Raw genomic sequence first — 20,856 nt, 5'->3', positions numbered from 1 at the left:
TCGAACACAGGACGTGAAATCGCCTGTCGGCCAACGCAATGGGTAGGGCTCGGTCATTCTGACCTATGGCGGGGCCGGGGGCTAGACGAGAACCCTCGTGGGGCCCTGCGATTTTGGGTGGGAACCAGAAAACCGCTTCCGTCAGGTTGTGGTAGATCATGAGCACTACTTCTGTGCAACTAGGGGACCAGGTGCCGCATCAGCCCACTCCAACCGATATCGACTCCATGCCTCGGGGAGGGCCGGACGCACCGTGGCTGGACCGCCAGTTGCGGACCGATCAACTCGAATACACCGACCGCGACGACGTGCCGGACTCGATCAAAGAGCACGTCATCGGCGCGCTCGTACAGATCGGCACCCACTACGGCACCCACGAAGCCAACGCGGTGCTCGTGGCGAGCATGGTCGAGCACCTCCCGCAGCCTCGTGTTCTGGAGCTCGGCGCGGGGCACGGCCTGCTGTCCCAACGCCTGCTGGAACTGCATCCGGGTGCGCGGGTCACCGTCTCCGATATCGACCCCGCCCTCGTGGCCGGGATCGCGGCCGGACCGCTCGGACGCCATCCGCGTGCCAGCGTGCGCCGGATCGACGCGACCGATATCGCGGATCTCGACAACAGCTACGACCTGGTCGTCTTCGCGGCGGCGTTCCACCATCTGCCGCCGGGACCAGCGGCGCGCGCTATCGCCGAAGCGACCCGGGTGGGCGCGAAATTCCTTGTCGTGGACGGTGTCCGGCCGCCGACAGCGGCCGGGGTGTTGATGCGCTACCTCACCCTCCCCACCGTCGTGGGCGTGGTGATGGCGCTCAAAATGCGTTCACCGCTGGTCGCGATCCTGCCGACCGTGCACGACTTGTTCATCACCTGCCTGCGGCACTACGGCCCGAGCGCATTCGCAGCGCTCGCCGCCGCCGCGGACCCGAGTATCACCGTGGAGTTCCCCGTGACCGAGAGAATCGAGGCCGACGACAAACCCATCATCTTCGCCAGATCCTGAACCTGCCGTGGTCATTTCATATGTGCTCGTGCGAGTTCGGGTGACGTCGGAAGCCGTCGAGTAGCGCATCGGTGGCGTGCGACAGCAGGTCCGGTCGGCCGGATGACAGCAGGCCGACGGTGGTGGCCAATAGAATTCGTGCCGTGTCTTCGGGGCGGTCGAAGTGTTGGGCGGCAAGGGCTTCGGTGAGCAGGGTGTGTAGTTCGTCGGTGAATACTCGGCAGATGTCACCGCAGAGCCGGGCCTGCTCGTCGAAAAGCTCGGTGGCGTGCGGTGATTCGGCGAAGGGGCCGGTGGCCAGCGCCACCTTCGCCGACAGGATGCCCTCGACGCGCGTCGCGAGCGGGGCGTCCGCGGTGGCGGCCGCGCGGGCATCCGCGAGCGCCTCGGCATGGAGCCGGTCGGCGACCCGGCGGACCGCGTCGTCCTTGCCGCGGACGTACTGGTAGACCGCCGACCTGGAGACGCCCACCTCGGTGGCGATATCGTCCACCGTCGTCCGGCGAACGCCATAGCGCAGCAGGCAGCGCAGGGTGGCATCCAGGACGTCGGCGTTCCGGTCGGCGGCCATGGCGATCAGAGCGCCTTCAGCATCTCCGCGGCCAGCGGTGCGGAGGAGGCCGGATTCTGGCCGGTGTACAGATTGCGGTCGACCTCCACCTTCGGGGCCCACGGTTCGCCCTCGCGGTAGTCGACGCCGAGCGTGACCAGGCGGTCTTGCAGCAGCCACTTGGCCTTGTCGGCGAGACCGGCCTGGGTCTCCTCGGCATTGGAGAACGCCGCGACACGGTAGCCCGCGAAGGGGGACTTGCCGTCCGCGTCGGCGGTGGCCAGCAAGGCGGCGGGGGCGTGGCACACCACGCCGAGCGGCTTGCCGGAGGCGAGCGTGTCGGTGAGTAGTTTGCCGGAGACCGCGTCGACGGCGAGATCCTCCATCGGACCGTGACCGCCGGGGTAGTACACCGCGTCGTAGTCGGCGGGATCGGCGTCCTCCAACGTGATCGGCTGGGTCAATTCGGTTGCCGCGCGCAAGGTTTCGGTGATCTTCTCGGCTCCCTCGGGGCCGCCGTTCACCTCGGCCGCGAGGCTGCCGCGGTCCACCGACGGGACGACGCCGCCCGGCGTGGCGACCGTGATGGTGTGCCCGGCGGCTTTGAATGCCTCGTAGGGCGCGGCGAATTCCTCGGCCCAGTAGCCGGTGGGGTGCTTGGTGCCGTCGGCCAGTGTCCAGTAGTCGACGCCGGTCATGACGAACAGGACTTTTGCCATGTCTAGGGCTCCTCGCTCAGTGGGTTCAGGAGCGACGAGCTGACACTCCGCATGTATTTCGTCAGATCGTCGCGAAGACCACGCTAGGACGAAATACCATCGGCTGACCAATAGGATCCGCAATATGGGGCATCAGAAATCCAATAGCTCGACGGAGTTGGCGCAGCTGCGCACGTTTCTGGCCGTCTACCGGGCCGGATCGTTGACCGCGGGTGCGGGCCAGGTCGGTCTGTCCCAGCCGACGGTGACGACACAATTGCAGGCGCTGGAACGGCATGTCGGGCGACCGCTGTTCGAACGTCTCCCTCGGGGCGTGGCGCCCACGGCCGCAGCCCATGATTTGGCCGCACGCGTAGCCGATGCGTTGGACACCCTCGAAACCGTCATAAGCGGTTCGTCGAGCCCGAACGCATTCTTGCCGGAGCCGCCGGTGCTGTTGGGCGGCCCGGCCGAATTCCTCGCGACGCTGGCTCTGCCCGCCCTGGCACCGTCGGTCGCCGAGGGAGTCCGCCTGACCGTGGTCACCGGACTCACCGACGACCTACTGGCCGACCTGCGCGCGGGCAAACTCGACCTGGTCATCGCCACCACTCGCCCCCGCGGCCGCTCGGTGCTCGCCGAACCTCTCGTGGACGAAGAGTTCGTCCTCGTCGCCGCACCCACGGTCGCCGACGGCATCGACCTCGCACGCCTGGCCGCCAACGACCTCACAGCGCTTGCCGACACCCCGCTCATCAGCTACGCCCCGGATCTCCCCATCCTCCGTCGCTACTGGCGTCATGTGTTCGGCACCCGCTTGGAGGCCGAACCCGCCCTCACCGTCGCCGACCTCCGCGCGGTCCTGGCCGCGGTCGCGGCCGGTGCGGGAATCAGCGTCCTCCCGCGCTACCTCTGCGCACGGGACCTCGCCGCCGGAACCATTGTGGCGCTGCTGGATCCCGCCGACGCACCGATCAACACCGGATTCCTGGCACGCCGCGTCGGCGGCCCGATCCGCCCCCACGTCGACCGTGTCCGCGCCGAGCTGTTGAACGCGGCAGTGAACTGGTGATGAAAGGTACGGATCGGCGATGGCGTGGGCCGTCAGATCGGCAGCGGATCGGCCCCCAGCGTTTGCGTCGCATTCGCCGCCGACATGCGCACCATGCGGAAGCCTTCGTCGATCATCGCCTGCTCGTAGTCGCGCAGCGCGTCATGGAGCGGGCGGCCGGTGGTCACCTCGGTCAGCGCCGTGGTGAGGGCCGCGGCGTCACGTAACGCGATATTCGCGCCCGCGCCCGCGGCCGGGCTCATGGTGTGGATCGCGTCGCCGAGCAAGGTCACGTTCGATGTCGGCCAGGGTGGGAGGGGAACGCTGGAGTGCACAGCGATCGGGTGGATGCTGGCGGGCGTCCATCCCTCGACGATCCGGGTCACCAGTGGATGCCAACCCGAGAGGTTGTCGAGCACCATCTCGCGAAGTCGTTGCCCGGGTGCGGCGCGCAGTTCCGCGTCGGAGAGTTCGAGTTGGTCGAGGCGGCGGCCGAACATGACGGCAAGGGTGTCCTCGGCGGGCTCGAAGGCGACCTCGGGTGCCAGCTGGGACGCGGCCGCTACAGGTGGTTGGCGGTACTGGACCGGGGCGACGCCGACGAACCGATTGTCCGGCCCCACAACCGAATTGAAGACCGCGACCATCGCGTCCGGCAATGCGCGTCGCAGGTCTGGTGTCAGTGGCACTCGACTGTAGATCAGGCGGACCCGGGTGTCCACGACACGCGCGTGCGGCAGGTACTGGGTGCGAATCACCGAACCGACACCGTCGGCGGCGACCAGGACCGAACCCCGTGCGGAACCGCCATCGGCGAATTGTGCTGTGACAGTGTCCGTGTCGCTGTCGTACCCGATGCATCGGCGGCCGAAATGAACGATGTCGTCGAGTCCGGTGAGCAGGATCCGACGCAGCACCGGACGATCGACGACGGTGTGCGTGGGCATCAGGTCACCGGCGCACTCACGGTCGTCCAAGAAGAAGGCCCCGGCCGGACGGAGCTGGTGGTCGAACCCGTTGACTTTCGCCGCGGGCCGCCCGGCGATAGCCGCGATCAGCCCGAAGAGGCGTGGCGGCAGGGTCGCCGCGAGCGCCTGCCGACCCTGCCCGTCGATATGCAGCCGGTGCCCCTGGGCCCGTGTGTTCGCGGACGAATCTTGCTCGTAGACAGCAACACTGATCCCGGCACGCCGCAGACCCTGCGCGAGGCAGAGCCCACCGAGCCCCGCGCCGATGACGATCACGTGTGGACGCCGCGTCGAATTCCTGATCAAGACACACCTCACCGGAGTCGGAAACGACTCCCACCTTCTCGATGCCACCAGGCACCGAGAAACCAGTCGGTGAGGCCGAAGCCTGCGAAAGTCCAAGGCTTTCCGGTGAGAAGACGCACTCAGCATACCCGAGAACAACGCCGCGTTCTTGCGGTGGTCGGCTACTGCCAGCGATCGAGGCCCGCGGTTGCCTCGTCCTTCTCGTGGAGGAAATGCTGCCGCACGATGCCGGTCGTGTCGTGCCACGAGGCCTCGCTCACCGGCCAACGCTGCCATTCGTTGCGCAGCAGCTTGACCAGGAACTCGACCATGCCGCACGGGTACACCGCCCACTCGGAGTCCATGCGTGTGTGCACCGCGACCGGCCATCGGTTCGGGTCCGGGTCCGTCGTCACCCAGCACAGGGTGTCGGCCGCGGTGGTTTCTCCCCAGATGAGCAGGTCCTCCATCCGATACCGGCCCCGGCTGGCCTGAACCCACTCGTCCTCCACGTGGGTCCCGCGCACAGCCTCCGAGATCCGTGACACCGTGTGTATCGGTCGCGGCAATGACACAGCGGGGATATGCACGACAACGAGATCCGCGATCGTGCCACTGCCGAAGGCCGCGACGAACGCCCGGTAGTCGGCCGGGAACGCGGCCCCGTAGATCCCTTGCGCCGCAGGCCAATCGATGGTGTCTCCACACGTTGGCCCGGTGCACGACAGCACTTCTCGAAGGCCCGCCAGCAGGGCGGGCTGATCTTCACTCACATACGCACTGTATTTCCGCCCCTCGCGCGTTGGTCGAATCGATAGATCAGAACTATTTCCGTCGCGACGTCGCAGCCGCCAGGGGCGGCTCGGTCGCGAAATCGGTGACACGCTTGGCCCCGACTTCCACGAACGTGACTGTGCCGCCGGTGCTTTCGTGGTAGCGAGCCCAGTCGTGGAGGTTGTCGGAGGCGGCGTGGTCGGCGAAATCGACCGCTATCCCGACGATGACGGTGGCACCGGGCGGCACCTTGGCCAGGGTCGCGGTCAGCCGGGGTAGCGCGAGGAACGTCAGGGGGCCGTCGATGGTGACCACCCAGCGGGGGCCGATCGGCTGTGCCGCGATGGACACCTTCGCCACCCTCCACAGCAGCAGCGCGAGCGCCAGCGCCAGACCGGCGACCATGCCCAGGAGCAGATTCGCGAAGACCACCACCAGCACCGTCGTCACGTACACGGTCAGGTCGCCGGTACGGCGAGCCAGCCGGATGTGTGCGAGCTTCACCAATCCGATGCCGATCACGATGAGTAGTCCGGCCAGTGCCGCCTTCGGGATCTGCCGCACCACGCCCACCAGCGCTACCGAGAACAGCAACACCCACAGCCCGGTGAGCATTGTCGACGCCTTGGTGCGCGCACCGGCTTTGACGTTGGTGATGCTGCGGACGATCACCGCGGCGATCGGTAGGCCACCCAGCGCCCCCGAGGTCATATTCGCCACGCCCTGGCCGACCAGCTCACGGTCGAGATCGGTACGGCGGCCCGGGCGCAACCGGTCCACGGCCAGCGCCGACAACAGCGTCTCCACACTGGCGATCAGTGCGACCGTGAACATCGTCAGGCCGATCGCACCCCATCCACCGTCTGGTATCCGAGGCAGCCCGATGCCCTCGAACAGCGAGCCGGACAGGGTGATTCGCTCAACCGACGTCGGCACCATCATGGCCAGCAGCGTCGCCACCACCACGGCAGCCAGCGGCGCCGGGACCGACCTCACCGGCTTCGGGAGATACCGCCAGCCCAGCAGAATCGCGATGACGACAACGCCGACCAGGGCGTCCCCACCGCGAATCGACGCCAGTTGCTGCGGCAACTCGACGATGCTCTGCCACGACGAGCTCAGTGACTGTCCGCCGAGCAGCACATGCAATTGCTGCAACGCGATGACAATGCCGATCCCCGCGAGCATGCCGTGCACGACGACCGGCGCTATGGCCAAGGCCCCGCGCGCGAGCCGGGTGAATCCGAACACGACCTGCAACACACCCGCTCCGACAGTGATGAAGCAGGTAGCGGCCCAACCGAATTGCTGAATGCTCTGCGCGATCACCACGGTCAGACTCGCCGTCGGCCCGCTGACTTGCAGCGAGGAAGAACCCCCCAAAGCCCCGGCGACGAGCCCGCCCACCACGGCGGCCAGCAGTCCAGCCGAGACGGGCGCGCCGGTGGCGACGGCAACTCCGATGGACAAGGGCAAAGCGACGAGAAAAACGACCACGGAGGCGGGTAAATCGTGGCGAAGCATATCGGGCAGCACGCCGGAAAACCCGGCAAGCGTCGTCCGTCGAGCTGGATCGGTGTCGGTAGACATATCTCTCCTTCGCCGAGCCGGGCTACCGGATCGGTTCATCGGTCAACATGCACTGGCATCGAAAGAACAGGCGGGCGAATTTATATGCGCCGCTATTCAACTGGGAAGATTCCGAGCTGACGATCCCGTTACGCAGGATCGTGCCAATAGTAAAGACTGGGCAAAGCCAAGGAAAGGCACTAGCAAGGAATTTGCGCATACGCTACCGAATTGTGATCAACAGCAACTCGGTCATGAGTCCGCCGGTGAGGACGGCGGGGGATGCGTATGGTCGAGGCCGTCATCCGTGCCGCCCCGCAGAACGCCACTCCACCAGCCGAGCAGGCACCGACGCCTGGGACATACGGCCTAGAGAGGTAGCGTGGCACCGGGAGGGTGTAAATGAATTCCGCGCCAACACAATTGCCGCCCGATGGCTGTGCGGTGTTCACCCGCGCGACCGGCGGATGGATCAGGGTGATCCATGCAAGTTGATCCCGCGTTCCTCCGAGCGGACGACCTGTCCAACCAGGCGCTGTCGCTGCTCGACCTCGGTAGAGCCGACGAGGCCGAGGACCTGTGGCGACGCGCGCTCGAGATCGACCCGCGTCACCCGCACGCCTTCTACAACTACGGATTGCACCGCTGGCGCACCGGGCAGCACACCGATATGGACTTCGTCCACCAATTGGCCGAGTTGGCAGGGGAATTCCCGACCGACGCGCGGTTGGCGCGGCTGACAGGTCTGGTGTACCTGGAATCCGGCGATGTCGGCACGGCGCGACGGTGGCTGACGCACGGCGCGCGGCTTGACGGGGAGAGGTCGGGCAGCGACGACCCCGACGATATCGACCTCACGGCCGCGGCGGCGGTGTTGGAGCGCCGACACGATCACGAGCCCCGCACGCTGGAAGGCCAATCCGGCGTGTGTCGCGTGGCGGTCAGCGCCGACGGTCGAAGCGGGGCGTCCGGTAGCTACCGCCGCACCGTGTACCTGTGGGATCTCACGACCGGACGCCGCATGCACGTCCTGACCTCGCACGCCAACCATCTGGCAGAGGGGTCCAGCGCGGACCCGCTCGTGCTCAGTGCCGACGGGTCACGCGTCCTCACGATATTGGATGGCGCGCTACACGTTTGGGATGTGGCGACCGGACGATTGCTGCATTGCCTCGAAGGCGAGTTCGGGGCGGTCGGCGCGGCGCTGGCCGTCAGCGCGGACGGCACGATCGCCGTATCCGCGGCATTCGGAACGGTGGCGGTGTGGGACATCGTCGAGGGTCGGCCCGTGCGCACCCTCCAGACCGGAACCGACCGCTCGGTGCGGATGTACAGCACCGTATCGCTCAGTGCCGACGGCCGCATCGCGATGAGCCATGACAGCCGCGGCAACCGTGCCCGAGTGTGGGAAGTCGACACCGGACGCCTGCTCCATGAGCGCCACGACTGCTACGCCACGGCAGTCGATTCCACGGGCACATGGGCGCTGACCCAGACCACCAGGTACCCGCTCGGTAATCCGAGGACCTACGTGCTCTGGCGGATCGATTCGGGCCGAATCGTGCGCCGGTTGAAGTTCCACGGCGATGTTCGAGTCCAGGGCTGCCTCAGCGACGATGCCTCGGTACTGGTCTGCGGCGGACAATTCCAGGGGCGCTATGTCATTCGCGTATGGGAACTGGATTCGGGCCGCTGTCTTCGCACCGTTTTCGCCGACGCCCGCGACATGCTCGGGGCATTGGCGGCCAACGCGGACTGTTCGGTCATCCTGGGGTACGAGACAGCCGCGCCGCTGTTGCGGGTATGGCGGACCGAGCGCGGTGGACCGGCAGCGCCCTGGAGCTATAGTCCACCGCGCGACGCGACCGAGCTGGCCGCGCAGGCGGATTCCGTATCCGAGGCGCGCGCCGAGGTCGATCGGTTGCTCGCCCGCCGCGAGTGGGCGCAGGCGGCGCGAGCGTTGCGCGTCGCACGCAGTACCCCTGGCTTCGAACGCGATTCACAGCTCTTGGATCGCTGGTGGCAGGCTGCGTCCGCCGGGGAGCGCGACAGCCTGATCGGCGCGTGGGAAGACAGGCGCATCAGATACGGCGAAGCGATCGCGGTGAGCGTGAACGGGATCGTATTCCTCGGTGATGGGCGAACATTGCGGGTTCTCGATGCGACGACCGGGCGGGAGCTGCAGACTCTGGAGGCCCACGCCGGTCACATCAGGCATATCTCCTGCACGCCCGACGCTCGCTTCGCGGCCACAGCCGACAAACGCACGCTGCGGATCTGGGAAATCGAAACCGGCCGATGCCTACGCACACTCGACGATCACCGCAGCATGGTGCGATCGAGCATCATCACCCACGATGGCCGCACCGTGCTATCCGTAGGCCGAGGCATCGGTTGCGTACTGGACGTGGAAACCGGTCAGTGCACCCACACCGCCGCCCCGGACACCACAGGCGGGGGCTCCACTGAAATAGCCGTCGGGGCTGCCGGTCAGTGGGCCTTCACCGCATACGACGATCATTCGATCAACTTGTGGGACATGGCATCCGGACGTCATATTCGTCGATTCGATGGCCATACCGACCGAGTGACCGCGCTCGCGGCCAATGTCGATGGCAGCGTGCTGGTTTCGGCCAGTTGGGACCGCACAGTACGCGTCTGGCACCGGGACAACCCCGCCCCGCAGCTGACCTTGACGGGCCACACGCACTGGGTCAGCGCGGTCACCCTCACCGACGACGGTCATTTCGCGGCCTCCGGCAGCCGCGACCACATCATCAAGATCTGGGATCTGCGCCGCGGGCGGTGCGTGCGGACCGTCACCGGCCACCCGGACGGCATCACTTTTCTCCATTTCACCAACAACGGCCGGTACCTGCTGGTCGGCGACTTCACCCGCAATCTGCGAGTGTGGGAATTGGACTGGGACTTCACTTTTGGCCGCTAGACAGCGGAACTTCGAGAAACCGCCGACGCCGTCAGAGTGGTGCCGACGGCAGCCACCGATCGAATAGCTCTCGGCCGGTCATCGTCGCGAAAACCTGGACGGCGCAGAACTTTCGCCCGTCGTCGTCGAAACGCAGATCCAGTTGGCCGGGGGCGTGGGTGAGGGGAGAGGGGCCCCACCAGGCTTGACCGCTTCCGGACGGTCGCGTCCAGGACTCCGTGCCCTCCGCTGTCTGCGGGTTGGCACCGCGCGTGCGATCGGCATTGCACAGGATCAGCATCTGCGTCACCGGGTTGTTGTCGCCGTTGCACACCAGCATGTATCTGTCCGCCACGGTGTCGAGCGGTGCGGTGCTCGTCTGCGGGTTGCCCGGCGCGCAGTTCAGGTTCTGATGGCCGACGCCGCCTGGCGTGGCGGGAAGCAGCGCGGGGAATGCGTCGATGATGAATTGATAGGTGCCCCAGGGCGATACCGGTGTCGTCGAAGTGAGTGGAGTCGACGTTTCCTCGACGATCGGGGGTGGCATTTCCCGGTCGGGCATGAGGAACAACGCCGACCCGATCGCGGCCAGCACCCCGCCGACCGCGATCGACACCCGTGCCCGGCGTCGGCGGACCGCCGCGGCGGGTCGCGCCAGTGCGGGATGGGCGGCCGCCGCCAGTTCCCCGCAGGTGGGGAAGCGGCGCGCCGGGTCCTTGTCCATCGCCCGCGCGATCACCGCGTCCATCTGTTTCGACAGTGTCGTGGCGATCCGGCTGGGTCGCGGCGGCCGATCCATCAGGTGCGCGCGCATCACCGCGGCCGCGGTCTCGCGAGGGAATGGCACAGTGCCGGTGAGCAACTGGTAAAGGGTGGCGCCCAGCGCGTACACATCGACCCGGTGGTCCAGCGCCGCGCCGCTGAGTTGTTCGGGCGCCGCGTAGGCCAGTGTCGCCAAGACCGACCCGGCCGCGGTCAGCCCGGTGTCCGCGCCCGATACGCGGGCGATGCCGAAATCGGTGACCATCACGTGTCCGTCGGCGGCGATGAGAATGTTCGCTGGCTTCACATCCCGATGCAGCAGCCCGGCCTCGTGGACCGCGTCCAAACCCTGTGCGGCGGCGGCGATTATGGCGACCGCTTGCTCGGGGGCCAGCCTGCCGGACCGCCGGATCAGATCGGCCGCACTGTATCCGTCCACGAAGCGCATGGCCATCCACAACAGGCCGTTATCGGTGCCGTAGTCGTAGACAGGGACGAGATTCGGGTGGTCCAGCCGCCCGGCCACCTCGGCCTCACGAACGAATCGTGTCCGGTACTCCTGGTCCCGGCTCTGTTGTGCGCCGAGAACTTTGAGTGCGTCTCGGCGCGGCAGGCGCGGATGGTGGGCCAGAAACACCTGGCCCATACCGCCGGACCCCAACCGCCGTTCGATGCGGTATCCACCCACGAACGCGCCGGGTGCGAGTACCTCGGCCACTACCGGTTCCGTACCAGGAGCGCGTACTGGGCGGCTGCCATCTGCCGCACCGTCGCTTCGTCGGGGTCCACGACCGCGGCCACGTAGCGGCCGTCGAGTACATGGCACTGAAAATAGCTGATCGCTCCGCTGGGGTGGTCCAGACGAAAACACTGCGCGTCCGGAACACCCGTGGGCGCTGTGATGGATCGACCGACTTCGGTGCGGTCCTGGGGCTCGGTCTCGAAGTATCGCCGGGCCGAGGGAGCATCTGCTGCGCGAAGGACCGAGTTGTAGCCATTCGTCGCGATGCGGTCGATACCGGCGGGGTCGGGCTTGCTCCTGTCCCGCGCATTCATCCTGAGCAGATGATCGGCGCCGCCCGGCCCCCACACCACCCCGTTGGCTTCGTGCATGCCACCGAAACCGGCTGTCTCGCCGCGCTCGACACGGGTGGTGGTCGGATACATCCACTGGCCGGGCGGGTCGGGTAGCAGTCGGCGCAACATGCCATCGGTGTCGAGGGGAAGCTCGGTCAAAGCGTCGACCGGAGTGGGGGTGAAGCTGTCCAATCGGGGGAGTTGCCGGTCCAGAACCTGTGTGGCCAGGGTGGTCATGGCTGCCAGATCGGTGCTCGGATGAATGATGAACAGCGCCACGAGATAGTCCCCGTGCGCCACGATTACCCCGAGTGTCGGAACCGTCGGCCGCCAATGGCTATGTGCTTCAGGGTATTTCGGAATCTCCACGCGTGCGTTGTCTGGGTTGACCGCGAAATCGGCAGCCTCCGCCTCGGCTGCGGCGCGTTCGGCAGCCGCGGCATCGCGCATGCGCAACACCGTGATTCGCAGAGCCTTGGACCTCCCGATCTCGGGGCAGCCCCTCACATCGGTCCGGCAGTCGATACCGCCCGCGCTGAACCCGGCGACCATGCCGTGTTTGTCGACGACCGGCCGGACGACCTCGGCGAGAATTCCGGTGGTGCCACCGGGGGAGGCGACGACGGCGGGAAAGCTTTCGTGGAACGCCGTATCGAGATCGAGGGGGTTGACGACGGCCTCGGCCATGCGCACCGATTCCATGATCCGCCCGTACTTCTCGGTGCTCTCGGCGGGCTGCTCGAGTGGTCGTCCGTCGAATACGCCTACATCGAGGGCTGCGAGATCCGGCGTCTCCGGACGCGGGATCCCCTCTGGCGCAGCACATCCCACGAGCGCGCCGCAGATCATCACGAAGGCGGCTATGGCTTTCGCCGCGGCGGGCGTTGCTCTCTCACAAAGGAACACCCGGCCACCAACTTTCGTAGAACTCCCGGGGCTCGACGGTGTAGCTGTAGGCCAACAGCAGGCAGAAATTTCGATCAGGGTGACTGAACTGTATTTGCAACACCGATCGTGTCCCGGTCGGTGAGTCGGCTCCGGCACCCCACTTGGCTTGTCCGGTTTCGCTACCGCGCGTCCAGCGCTCCTGCCCGGTCTCGGTCGCATCCAACAGTAGTGGGGCATTCACCATGAGACTTCGGTCGGTATTGCACATGACCGCGAATTCGACGACGGGGTCGCTGTCGCCGCTGCAATAGATGAATTGGACGGACTGCCTACTGGTGTCGGACTCCGGTATACACAGCGTCCCGCCGTAGCCGCGGGCGAGTGGAGTGCGCGGCAGCAGCCGCGGAAAGGCCGCCACGATGTAGGCCATTGAACCCCAGGTTTCGTACACGTCGGGCGTCGGTGTGGTGGTCGGCGCCGCGGAGGTCGTGACCTCTGGCGGATCGTTGGGTCCGTCCACCGGCCGCGCCGCCAGCACGACGGCGGTGAGCGCCATCGCCAACGCCAGCAGCGCCGCGCCGACGATCACAACTCGTCTACGCCTTGTGTCGGGTCGCATCGGCCCGCTCGGCAACGGTTCTCCCCGCAAGGCGGCGTACGCGTCCTCGGCCAGCGCCCCACAACTCTGGTAGCGCTGCTGGGGATCCTTTGCCATGGCCCGCGCCACGACCTGGTCGAACAGCGGCGACAGCGCGGGGTCGACCGAGGTGGGTCGCGGCGGCGGGTCGTGCATATGCGCGAAGATCACGGCGGCCGGTACCGGCCGCGGGAACGGCTGAGAGCCGGTGAGCAGGTGGTACAGGGTCGCACCGAGCGCGTACACGTCCACGCGGTGGTCGATCTTTCCGCCCTCGAGCTGTTCGGGCGCGGCATAGGCCACCGTGGCGAGAACATCCCCCGCCGCGGTGAGGACCGTCGATTCCGTAGCGGCCCTGGCGATTCCGAAGTCCGCGATGAGCACCCGGTCCGGTCTGCCGGGGTGCGGTGCCAGCAGGATATTGGCTGGCTTCACATCCCGGTGCAGCAGTCCGGCGGCATGCGCGGCATCCAGCCCCCGCGCCGCCTCGCCCACGATGTACACGGCTCGCTCCGCCGGAAGCTCGCGCGGACCCCGTCGAACCAGTTGCGCCGCATCGAATCCCGGCACGTACTGCATGGCGATCCAGAGGCTGCCGTCGAAGACCCCACGGTCGTACACGGCCACGATATTGGGATGCACCACCCGCGACGCGAATTCGGCTTCACGCAGAAACCGCGCCCGAAACTCCTCGTCGCCGCACAATTCCGCGGGCAACACCTTCAGCGCGTCCTGCCTGGGCAGCCGCGGATGCTGTGCCAGATACACAGCACCCATACCGCCCACCCCGAGCACGCGAATCACCCGGTAGTCGGCGAATATCTCACCCGGCCGCATGGGAATTCACAGTCATGATCCACCCCGCACTTTCGCAGCGCCATTCTCGCAGAAACCGCCGCCGCCCCACCCCGAAACCGACCGATCGCTCAGCGGAACAGGTGGACGTTCGCCGCGGCCCAGTCGGAGAACTTGGTGGTATGACCTGTCAGATCCGCAACTGTGGTGGTCGCGGCCTGTGGGCGGGGCACTCTGGCCTCGAGGGCTGTGATGTACCACTGCACGAAATCGCCCATCGTCGGCTCGAGCATCGCGGTGTACTCCTCGGGTGACACCGTCACGAACGACAGCTTGCGGCCAAGGGCGTCGCCCAGGAGTTGGAGATACTCTGCCCTGGTGAGGGTTTCGGGGCCTGTGAGGTTGTAGGTCCGGCCGAGATGCCCGTCGCCGAACAGGACTGTCGCTGCGACACGCGCGATATCGTCCATGGCGATGCGGGCGTCCGCGGAATCCGGATAGGGTTCACGCACTTCGCCTGTCGCGCGGATCTGGTCCGCCCAGCCGGTGGTGTTCTCCATGAACTCGCCCGTATACAGGTGAGTCCAAGCGACACCTGACTTCTCGACCGCCTGCGCGATGGGCTGCCAGGATGTGGTGTCGTCGCCGGACAGATCGACAATCTGCTCAACCCCCGCTCGATGTGCCAGATCGACTACCTCAGTGACGGTTTCGAGCACCGGCGCGAGATACATCCGCTCGACGCCCTCGAACGCGGCGGGCAACGATGACGGCCGCTTCAGGTAACCCCGCACCACCTCGACCTCAGGCGGGAACGCCGTGCGCTCGGGGTGGTTCGAGAGCGCGCGAATATCGTCGGCCCCCAGCCGCACAAGGTGCTCGACGACCATGCGTCCGATATTTCCGGTGGCTCCGGTGACGAGAATCTTCAAAATTCCTACTTCTGCATGGGGTTCGACTGACAGTCGGCCCGGTGATCGACGGCCGAGCGTGCGAAATTCCGCGGCGCTCGCTACCCGAGCGAAGGTATTGCGGATCGAAGCACCCGCGCACATGACTGTCAGACTTCCCACAGACATTTGCGCGCGACGATTTTTCGCTGTCTCGAACCGCCGTGACGGCCTCGGGCATTGACTGATACGGCAAGTAACACTTACCTTGGGGTGGGCTGGGGTATCGGCCCGCGCGAAAGGAGGACAACGGTGTCCACAATCACCGATGCAGACCGGGATCCGGTGACGGCACAGGCCGCGGAGTATGCCCGCAGGCTGTTGTTGCTGTCCGAGGGGTCGGTGGACAAGCATTTCGATCCGTTCGATGACATCGATTGGGACAACCCGGATTTCGATGCCGAGGCTGGACCGGAGCGCTGGATTCTTCCGGAGTCGGGGGATACGGTCGCTCGCCACCCGTGGTACAAGGCGCTGCCGGTCGAGCGGCGCATCGCCATCGGCAAGTACCGGCAGGCCAACATCGCCAAGGTCGGTCTGCAGTTCGAGTCGTTGCTGATCAGTGGGATGGTGCAGCACACCTTCGGGTTGCCCAATGGGTCGCCGGAGTTCCGGTACTGCTCGCACGAGATGATCGAGGAACACAACCACACGTTGATGTTCCAGGAGATGGTGAACCGGATCGGCATCGACGTGCCCGGTATGGGGCCACTGGTGCGCCAGGTCCGCCATATCGTGGTGCCGATGGCGGTGTTCTTCCCGAACCTGTTCTTCATGGCGGTGCTGGCGGGCGAGGAGCCCATCGACCACATTCAGAAGGCGGTGCTGCGATCGGGTGAGCAGGTGCATCCGATCATGCGCGGCGTCATGGCCATTCATGTGGCCGAGGAGGCCAGGCATATCTCGTTCGCGCACAACTTCCTGGAACAGCATGTGCCGGAAGCGAATCCGGTGAACCGCATGGTGCTGTCGGTGGCCATGCCGATCGTCATGTGGATCGGCGGACGCGCGATCGTGACGCCGCCGCGATCGTTCTTCCGCGAGTTCGACATCCCGGATCAGGTGCGCAAGGACCTGTTCTACCGCTCGGAGGAGGCCAAGCAGGTCTTCGCGGACTACTTCGTGGACGTGCGGGCGCTGGCCGAGCGCATCGGCCTGATGAATCCGATCTCCAAGCGGGTGTGGAAGCTGCTGCGCATCGACGGTCCGACGAGCCGGTATCGCTCGGAGCCGATCCGCACGGGCGTCAGCAAGGTCGCCTGAGACCGGGCTACCACAGCCGAATCCGCCGCGCGGCCGACGCCGCGCGGCGGATCCTCGTCTGCGATCCACCAGGCCGAGTAAAGTCAGTCACCTGTATGACTCTCTGTCGCGCGGTGGCGTGCCATGCGACAGTTGTGGCGAAGTTGGGCTGGCTGGCGGAGTGAGGAGAGGTCGTGGTCTACGTCAAAGCGCCTGCGCGCGAGGATCAGGTCATCGCGGCCGCGGTTTCCGTGCTCAGTGACGTGGGTGTGCCGGGGATGACGATTCGGGCGGTCGCGGCTGCGGCTGGGGTTCCGCTGGGGACGCTGCAATACGTGTTTCCGACGAAGGATCAGCTGCTTCGGGCGGTGATCACCAAGGTCATCCATGACGTTTCCGAGGTGCTGCGGACGGAAGTGGAGATCGACAAGGGGGTTGAGCACGCCTTGCGTCAAGGGGTCACCAGTTTTTGGGAGAAGCTGGTCGACAATCACGTTGGGCTGCAGATCATGCAGTACGAATTGCTGACATACTCCCTGCGCAACGAGGCCGGGGGCTTGGCGCGGGCGCAGTACGAGAGCTACAGCGCGGTGGTCACCGAGTTCTGTGAGCAGGCCGCCCGGGTCGCCGGTGAGCGATGTGCTGTCGGCTTCGACACGCTGGGCCGCCTCGCGCTCGCGCAGATCGACGGACTGATTCTGCAGTACATCGCCAAGCCCGACGCCGCGCGTGCCCGCCGTGACCTGCGGCAGGCGTTGGACATGTTGGTCATCTTCGCTGACCCCAAGCCGGTCGCGCGCAGACCGAGAAGGCGGACGGCAAGCGCCGAGTAGCCCTTTTCGCGACTGCTCGTGCCGTTGTCTCTTGCGCTTCGGACGATCTCGCTCGTATCGTGATTCATACACGCGACCGACTTTTGCGGTCCTGCGGTTCACGTTCGGAGTGTGACGAGATGCCCCAGCAGCAACCCGGTGACGGTGCCGATTGCCGCGACGTGCCGGTCGTTGTGATCGGTGCTGGAATGGCAGGGCTCATCGCGGCCCGGGAACTGCGTCGACGGGGCGTCGAGGTGGTGGTGCTCGAGTCCGCCGCGCGGCCGGGCGGGCGGATGCTGGCGGAAACGACGGCGCTCGGGTCGCGGGTGGATCTCGGCGGCCAATGGATCGGCCACGGGCATCACCGATTCGAAGCGTTGGCCGCTGAATTCGACGCCACCGCCTTTCCCATGCGCACCCCGAAATGGCCAGCGATTGTCGAAGGTACCCGCACCGTCAGGAATTTCGGCCTGACGTCCGCGGTCGCCATCGCATCGCTGCTGTGCTGGGAGGTCGTATCCCGGGTCGGGGTGCCTCGATCCTGGAAGAACCACAGCGTCCACTCGTGGCTTCGGCGCGTGCCGAACCGCCGCGCCCGGCGACTGCTGGAAGTCCTTGTCTCCGTGTCGACTACGGCCGATCTCGACCGCTGTTCGATGCATGCCTTCCTGACGATGGTCCGCTATCAGGGCGGACTGTCGACCATGCTCGCCAGCACGGGCGGCGCACAGGAACGCCTCCTCGCCGAGGCCGCGGGGACCCTCACCGAACGGCTCGCCGCCGACCTGCGCGGGCGGGTCGTCTTCGACAGCGCGGTCACCGCCCTGCACCGCGACGAGGCCGGTGTCACGATTCACTCCGCCTCCGGCGAGTATCGCGCCGCCAAGGTGATCGTGACGGTACCGCCGCCCATGGCCGCCGCCATCGAACATCACCCGCCGCTCCCGGACCAGCGAATCCGATTGCAGCGCAACACCTATATGGGATCGGTGTACAAGGCGATCGCGGTCTACACCCACCCGTTCTGGCGCGAGCACCGTGATGCCGAACTGACGACCCTCACCGAGCCCGGCATGGCGATTTTCGATACTTCACCACCGGCTGGCCCAGGTCACCTGTGCATTCTCATCGCCGGACCGGAAGCACGAAACCTCGAAACCCTCAGTACCGACGCCCGCCGCACGAAAATCTTGAGCGCGCTGGTCGATCACCTCGGCGCGGGCATCCTCGAGACTCGCGGCTGGCACGAGAAGGCATGGCATCAAGACCGCCATGTCGGCGGCGGCTACTCGGCGCTGCCCAGCCTGGGACACGAGGACGGCTACTACCCGGCTCCCGCCGAACCGACGGGCCATATCCATTGGGCGGGAACCGAAACCGCGCACGAGCACGCAGGGTACATCGAAGGCGCGATCGAATCCGGCGAACGCGCGGCCCGCGAAGTCCTCGACGCCCTCAGCTCAGCGGCCACGCTCCAGTAGTACGACCGGGATCTGCCGACCGGCGATGGATTCGAACTCGGCGAACTTCGGCATCACGGCAATCTGTTTCGCCCAAATCTGTTCCCGCTCAGCGCCAATGGCGATCCGCGCGTTCACAGGGATGACCTCGCGGCCGAACTCGACGGTGGCGTCGGGGTGGGCGAGCAGATTGTGGAACCAGGCGGGGGAGCGGGGGCTACCTCCGAAGGTGGCGAAGACCGCGAAATCCGAGCCGACGGGCTGATACATCAGCGGGCTGACGCGCTCGCGACCGGTTTTGGCACCGATGGTGTGCAGCAAGATGATCGGCGGTTCGGCGAGCCCTTCGAACTCCGGCAGCTTCGGCGGAATCGGGCGTCCCGCGGCGAGATCCTCGGCGTCGCTCCAGCGGATATGGCCGCTGTTGCTGCGGAATTCGGCCGCGATCCGCTCGTTCCATTCGTTCAGATCGATCACGCCTCGATGCTAGCCACCGGCCGGTTGAGCCAGGCCGCGATGGCGTCGAAGGTGAAGGGGCGGCCGAGGAAGTCGGTGACCAGGTCGGCGGCGTCCCGGGAGCCGCCGGGGGCGAGAACGGTGTCGCGATAGCGTTGGGCGACAGCGGGATCGAACAGGTCGGCCGTGTCGAAGGCGGAGAAGAGGTCTTTCGCGATGACCAGGCTCCACAGGTAGGTGTAGTAGGCGGAGCTGTAGCCCGCGAGGTGGCCGAAGGACGCCTGGAAGTGGGTGTCGGGTAGCGGAGCGATCAGGCCGTAGCGGTGGATGGCCGAGGAGACCGCGGCGGTGTGGTCGGCGGGGCGGTCGCGGTGCAGGAGGTAGGACACCGCGGCGTAGCCGACCTGGGTGCGCAGCGAGATTCCCTGGCCGAAGCCGCGGGCGGCGCGCATGCGCTCGACCAGTTCGGTGGGGATGGGAGTGCCGTTCTCGTCGCGGGCGAAGGTGCGCAGAATCGTTGCGTCCCAAGCCCATTCCTCGAGCATCTGGGAGGGGGCCTCGACGAAGTCCCATTCGGTGGCGACGCCGGAGAAGCGGGCCCAGGTGTGACGTCCGCCGAGTACGTGGTGCAGGAGGTGCCCGAACTCGTGGAACAGCGTGACGACGTCGCGGTGCTCCATCAGTCCTCGGGAGAAGTTGCACACCAGGACGCCTTCGGGGAGCAGACGGTCGGTGATGCCGCCGACCAGTTCGAACTGTGCGGCGTGTTTGTATTTGCCGTCGCGCGGATGCAGATCGAGGTAGATCCGGCCGAGGTGGTCGTCCGCGTCGTACACGTCGTAGACGGCGACGTCGTCATGCCAGCGTGCGACCTCGACCGGGCGGTACTCCAGGCCGAACAGTTTGCCGGTGACCTCCAGCAGTCCGGCGCGCACCCGCGTGAAATCGAAGTAGCGGCGGACTTCTCGGGCGTCCACGTCGTACTGTTCGGCGCGCACCAGCTCGGTGTAGTAGCCGACCTCGGAGCGGTCGATGGTGGTGGCGGCGGGCTCGTCTTCGCGTCGGCGTGCGAGCAGCGTTTCGAGGTCTCGCCGCGCCGCCGATTCGGCGGCGGTCGCGATCTGCTCGATGAATCGCGCGATGGCGCTACCGCTTCCGATCATCTTGACGGCGGCGTCATAGTCGGGCCAGCTGTCGTAGCCCAGCAGCCGGGCCTTCTCTTCCCGCAGCGTGAACATCTCGTGCAGCACGGCGTCATTGGTCGGCCAGCCGCGGCTCTCGAACGCTGCGGTGAGGTCCCGTCGCGCCGAGGCGTCGCGCGCGTAGGTCCGGAACGGGAGATAGTCCGGGTAGTCGGTGGTGATCGTGACCGACCCATCCGCCTCGGGTGGGTGCGCGGCGACGAAATCCGCTGGCATCCCCTCGAGCCCTTCGGGCGGAATCCGCACCGCCCGAACATCATCGCGAATAGCCCGCCCGAATTCCTGACCCAAGACGACGAGCCGCTCGGAGATCTCCCGCAGCCTCGCCCGCGTCGCCTCATCGCGGTCCACGCCGCTACGCCGAAAATCGCGCAGCACATGTTCCCGCATCCGCAGAGCCGCCGCGTCCAACCCGGTCGTCGAGCTGGCCGCGAGAATGTCGTACAGCCCACGATCGAGATCACGATCGTTCCTTGCCTCCGCAACCCGTTGCCGCAGGTCGTCGGCGAGCTTGCGCACCTCGGGATCCGGGTGAACCACGGCGAACAACTCAGCCGCCGCATCCGCGCCACGCAACGCGATATCAGCGTCGTTCCACAGCCCGAGCAGACCGAGCGAATCGCCCCCACCCCGAGCCTTCAGCCGCTCCAATATCTCACCCGCACAACGCAACCCATCGAGCACATGGCTCGACAGCCATTCGGACCAATCATCGGACGGCAGAACAAGCGGCTGAATGCTCATCCCTCG

The 20,856-nt window shown here is 66.5% G+C and carries 16 protein-coding genes and 1 pseudogene; 6 read left to right on the top strand and 11 right to left on the bottom strand.

What is annotated here, in order from left to right; genetic code table 11:
* Positions 1-158: 158 nt before the first annotated feature.
* A complete protein-coding gene (locus ACIBH2_RS04535; RefSeq protein ID WP_397113400.1) occupies positions 159-1,001 on the top strand; it encodes a class I SAM-dependent methyltransferase in 843 nt (280 codons plus the stop codon).
* Between the two features lie 16 nt (positions 1,002-1,017).
* On the opposite strand, the gene ACIBH2_RS04530 is transcribed toward ACIBH2_RS04535, so the two are convergent.
* Entirely contained in the window at positions 1,018-1,572 is a 555-nt protein-coding gene (locus ACIBH2_RS04530; protein ID WP_397113398.1) for a TetR/AcrR family transcriptional regulator, read from the bottom strand.
* A gap of 5 nt (positions 1,573-1,577) precedes the next feature.
* A complete protein-coding gene (locus tag ACIBH2_RS04525) occupies positions 1,578-2,270 on the bottom strand; it encodes a type 1 glutamine amidotransferase domain-containing protein (RefSeq protein ID WP_397113395.1) in 693 nt (230 codons plus the stop codon).
* A gap of 124 nt (positions 2,271-2,394) precedes the next feature.
* Between ACIBH2_RS04525 and ACIBH2_RS04520 the strand changes: the two genes are divergently transcribed.
* On the top strand, positions 2,395-3,321 hold the full coding sequence (locus ACIBH2_RS04520; protein ID WP_397113392.1) for a LysR family transcriptional regulator: 927 nt from the start codon (positions 2,395-2,397) through the stop codon (positions 3,319-3,321).
* A 32-nt stretch (positions 3,322-3,353) separates the two neighbouring features.
* Here the strand turns inward: ACIBH2_RS04520 and ACIBH2_RS04515 are convergent, their stop codons facing one another.
* The 3 genes and pseudogenes from ACIBH2_RS04515 to ACIBH2_RS04505 form a co-directional block, all read right to left on the bottom strand.
* Entirely contained in the window at positions 3,354-4,574 is a 1,221-nt protein-coding gene (locus ACIBH2_RS04515) for an FAD-dependent oxidoreductase (protein WP_397113390.1), read from the bottom strand.
* Between the two features lie 161 nt (positions 4,575-4,735).
* Positions 4,736-5,326 (bottom strand): hypothetical protein, encoded by a 591-nt coding sequence (locus tag ACIBH2_RS04510; protein ID WP_397113388.1) that lies wholly within the window; start codon positions 5,324-5,326, stop codon positions 4,736-4,738.
* An 82-nt stretch (positions 5,327-5,408) separates the two neighbouring features.
* Positions 5,409-6,917: pseudogene (locus tag ACIBH2_RS04505) on the bottom strand (SulP family inorganic anion transporter); the annotation flags it as partial.
* 463 nt (positions 6,918-7,380) lie between these two features.
* Between ACIBH2_RS04505 and ACIBH2_RS04500 the strand changes: the two are divergent.
* Positions 7,381-9,843 (top strand): WD40 repeat domain-containing protein, encoded by a 2,463-nt coding sequence (locus tag ACIBH2_RS04500; RefSeq protein ID WP_397113386.1) that lies wholly within the window; start codon positions 7,381-7,383, stop codon positions 9,841-9,843.
* 31 nt (positions 9,844-9,874) lie between these two features.
* Here the strand turns inward: ACIBH2_RS04500 and ACIBH2_RS04495 are convergent, their stop codons facing one another.
* From ACIBH2_RS04495 to ACIBH2_RS04480, 4 genes are all read right to left on the bottom strand, one after another.
* Entirely contained in the window at positions 9,875-11,302 is a 1,428-nt protein-coding gene (locus ACIBH2_RS04495) for a serine/threonine-protein kinase (RefSeq protein WP_397113383.1), read from the bottom strand.
* Entirely contained in the window at positions 11,302-12,348 is a 1,047-nt protein-coding gene (locus ACIBH2_RS04490) for a hypothetical protein (RefSeq protein WP_397113381.1), read from the bottom strand. The genes ACIBH2_RS04495 and ACIBH2_RS04490 overlap by 1 nt, the downstream gene beginning before the upstream one ends.
* Before the next feature lie 205 nt (positions 12,349-12,553).
* Positions 12,554-14,023, bottom strand: a complete 1,470-nt coding sequence (locus ACIBH2_RS04485) for a serine/threonine-protein kinase (RefSeq protein ID WP_397113379.1) — start codon at positions 14,021-14,023, stop codon at positions 12,554-12,556.
* Positions 14,024-14,112: 89 nt separating this feature from the next.
* Entirely contained in the window at positions 14,113-14,913 is an 801-nt protein-coding gene (locus tag ACIBH2_RS04480) for an NAD(P)H-binding protein (protein ID WP_397113377.1), read from the bottom strand.
* A 270-nt stretch (positions 14,914-15,183) separates the two neighbouring features.
* Here ACIBH2_RS04480 and ACIBH2_RS04475 point away from each other — a divergent pair, with 270 nt between their 5' ends.
* From ACIBH2_RS04475 to ACIBH2_RS04465, 3 genes are all read left to right on the top strand, one after another.
* Complete coding sequence (locus ACIBH2_RS04475; protein WP_397113374.1) at positions 15,184-16,194, top strand: diiron oxygenase; 1,011 nt, start codon at positions 15,184-15,186, stop codon at positions 16,192-16,194.
* 173 nt (positions 16,195-16,367) lie between these two features.
* The gene (locus ACIBH2_RS04470; protein WP_397113372.1) at positions 16,368-17,006 is read left to right on the top strand and encodes a TetR/AcrR family transcriptional regulator; all 639 of its coding nucleotides are present in this window, start codon (positions 16,368-16,370) and stop codon (positions 17,004-17,006) included.
* Positions 17,007-17,125: 119 nt separating this feature from the next.
* Positions 17,126-18,469 carry a flavin monoamine oxidase family protein gene (locus ACIBH2_RS04465; protein WP_397113370.1) on the top strand — a complete coding sequence of 448 codons (1,344 nt, stop codon included), beginning with the start codon at positions 17,126-17,128 and terminating at the stop codon, positions 18,467-18,469.
* Here the strand turns inward: ACIBH2_RS04465 and ACIBH2_RS04460 are convergent.
* Complete coding sequence (locus ACIBH2_RS04460) at positions 18,449-18,925, bottom strand: nitroreductase family deazaflavin-dependent oxidoreductase (RefSeq protein ID WP_397113368.1); 477 nt, start codon at positions 18,923-18,925, stop codon at positions 18,449-18,451. The genes ACIBH2_RS04465 and ACIBH2_RS04460 overlap by 21 nt on opposite strands.
* Positions 18,922-20,850, bottom strand: coding sequence for a M3 family metallopeptidase (locus tag ACIBH2_RS04455; protein ID WP_397113366.1), 1,929 nt, complete (start codon positions 20,848-20,850; stop codon positions 18,922-18,924). Before ACIBH2_RS04455 ends, ACIBH2_RS04460 begins: the two co-directional genes overlap by 4 nt.
* Positions 20,851-20,856 lie beyond the last annotated feature (6 nt).

It is taken from the genome of Nocardia sp. NPDC050406, from assembly GCF_044459025.1.
Lineage (GTDB): Bacteria > Actinomycetota > Actinomycetes > Mycobacteriales > Mycobacteriaceae > Nocardia.
This window is presented reverse-complemented; position numbering and strand designations above follow the sequence as displayed.

Coding starts and splice junctions, on each gene's coding strand:
- ACIBH2_RS04490 (WP_397113381.1), bottom strand. CDS start 12,348: ATGGCCGAGGCCGTCGTCAACCCCCTCGATCTCGATACGGCGTTCCAC.
- ACIBH2_RS04520 (WP_397113392.1), top strand. CDS start 2,395: ATGGGGCATCAGAAATCCAATAGCTCGACGGAGTTGGCGCAGCTGCGC.
- ACIBH2_RS04500 (WP_397113386.1), top strand. CDS start 7,381: ATGCAAGTTGATCCCGCGTTCCTCCGAGCGGACGACCTGTCCAACCAG.
- ACIBH2_RS04455 (WP_397113366.1), bottom strand. CDS start 20,850: ATGAGCATTCAGCCGCTTGTTCTGCCGTCCGATGATTGGTCCGAATGG.
- ACIBH2_RS04535 (WP_397113400.1), top strand. CDS start 159: ATGAGCACTACTTCTGTGCAACTAGGGGACCAGGTGCCGCATCAGCCC.
- ACIBH2_RS04530 (WP_397113398.1), bottom strand. CDS start 1,572: ATGGCCGCCGACCGGAACGCCGACGTCCTGGATGCCACCCTGCGCTGC.
- ACIBH2_RS04525 (WP_397113395.1), bottom strand. CDS start 2,270: ATGGCAAAAGTCCTGTTCGTCATGACCGGCGTCGACTACTGGACACTG.
- ACIBH2_RS04485 (WP_397113379.1), bottom strand. CDS start 14,023: ATGCGGCCGGGTGAGATATTCGCCGACTACCGGGTGATTCGCGTGCTC.
- ACIBH2_RS04465 (WP_397113370.1), top strand. CDS start 17,126: ATGCCCCAGCAGCAACCCGGTGACGGTGCCGATTGCCGCGACGTGCCG.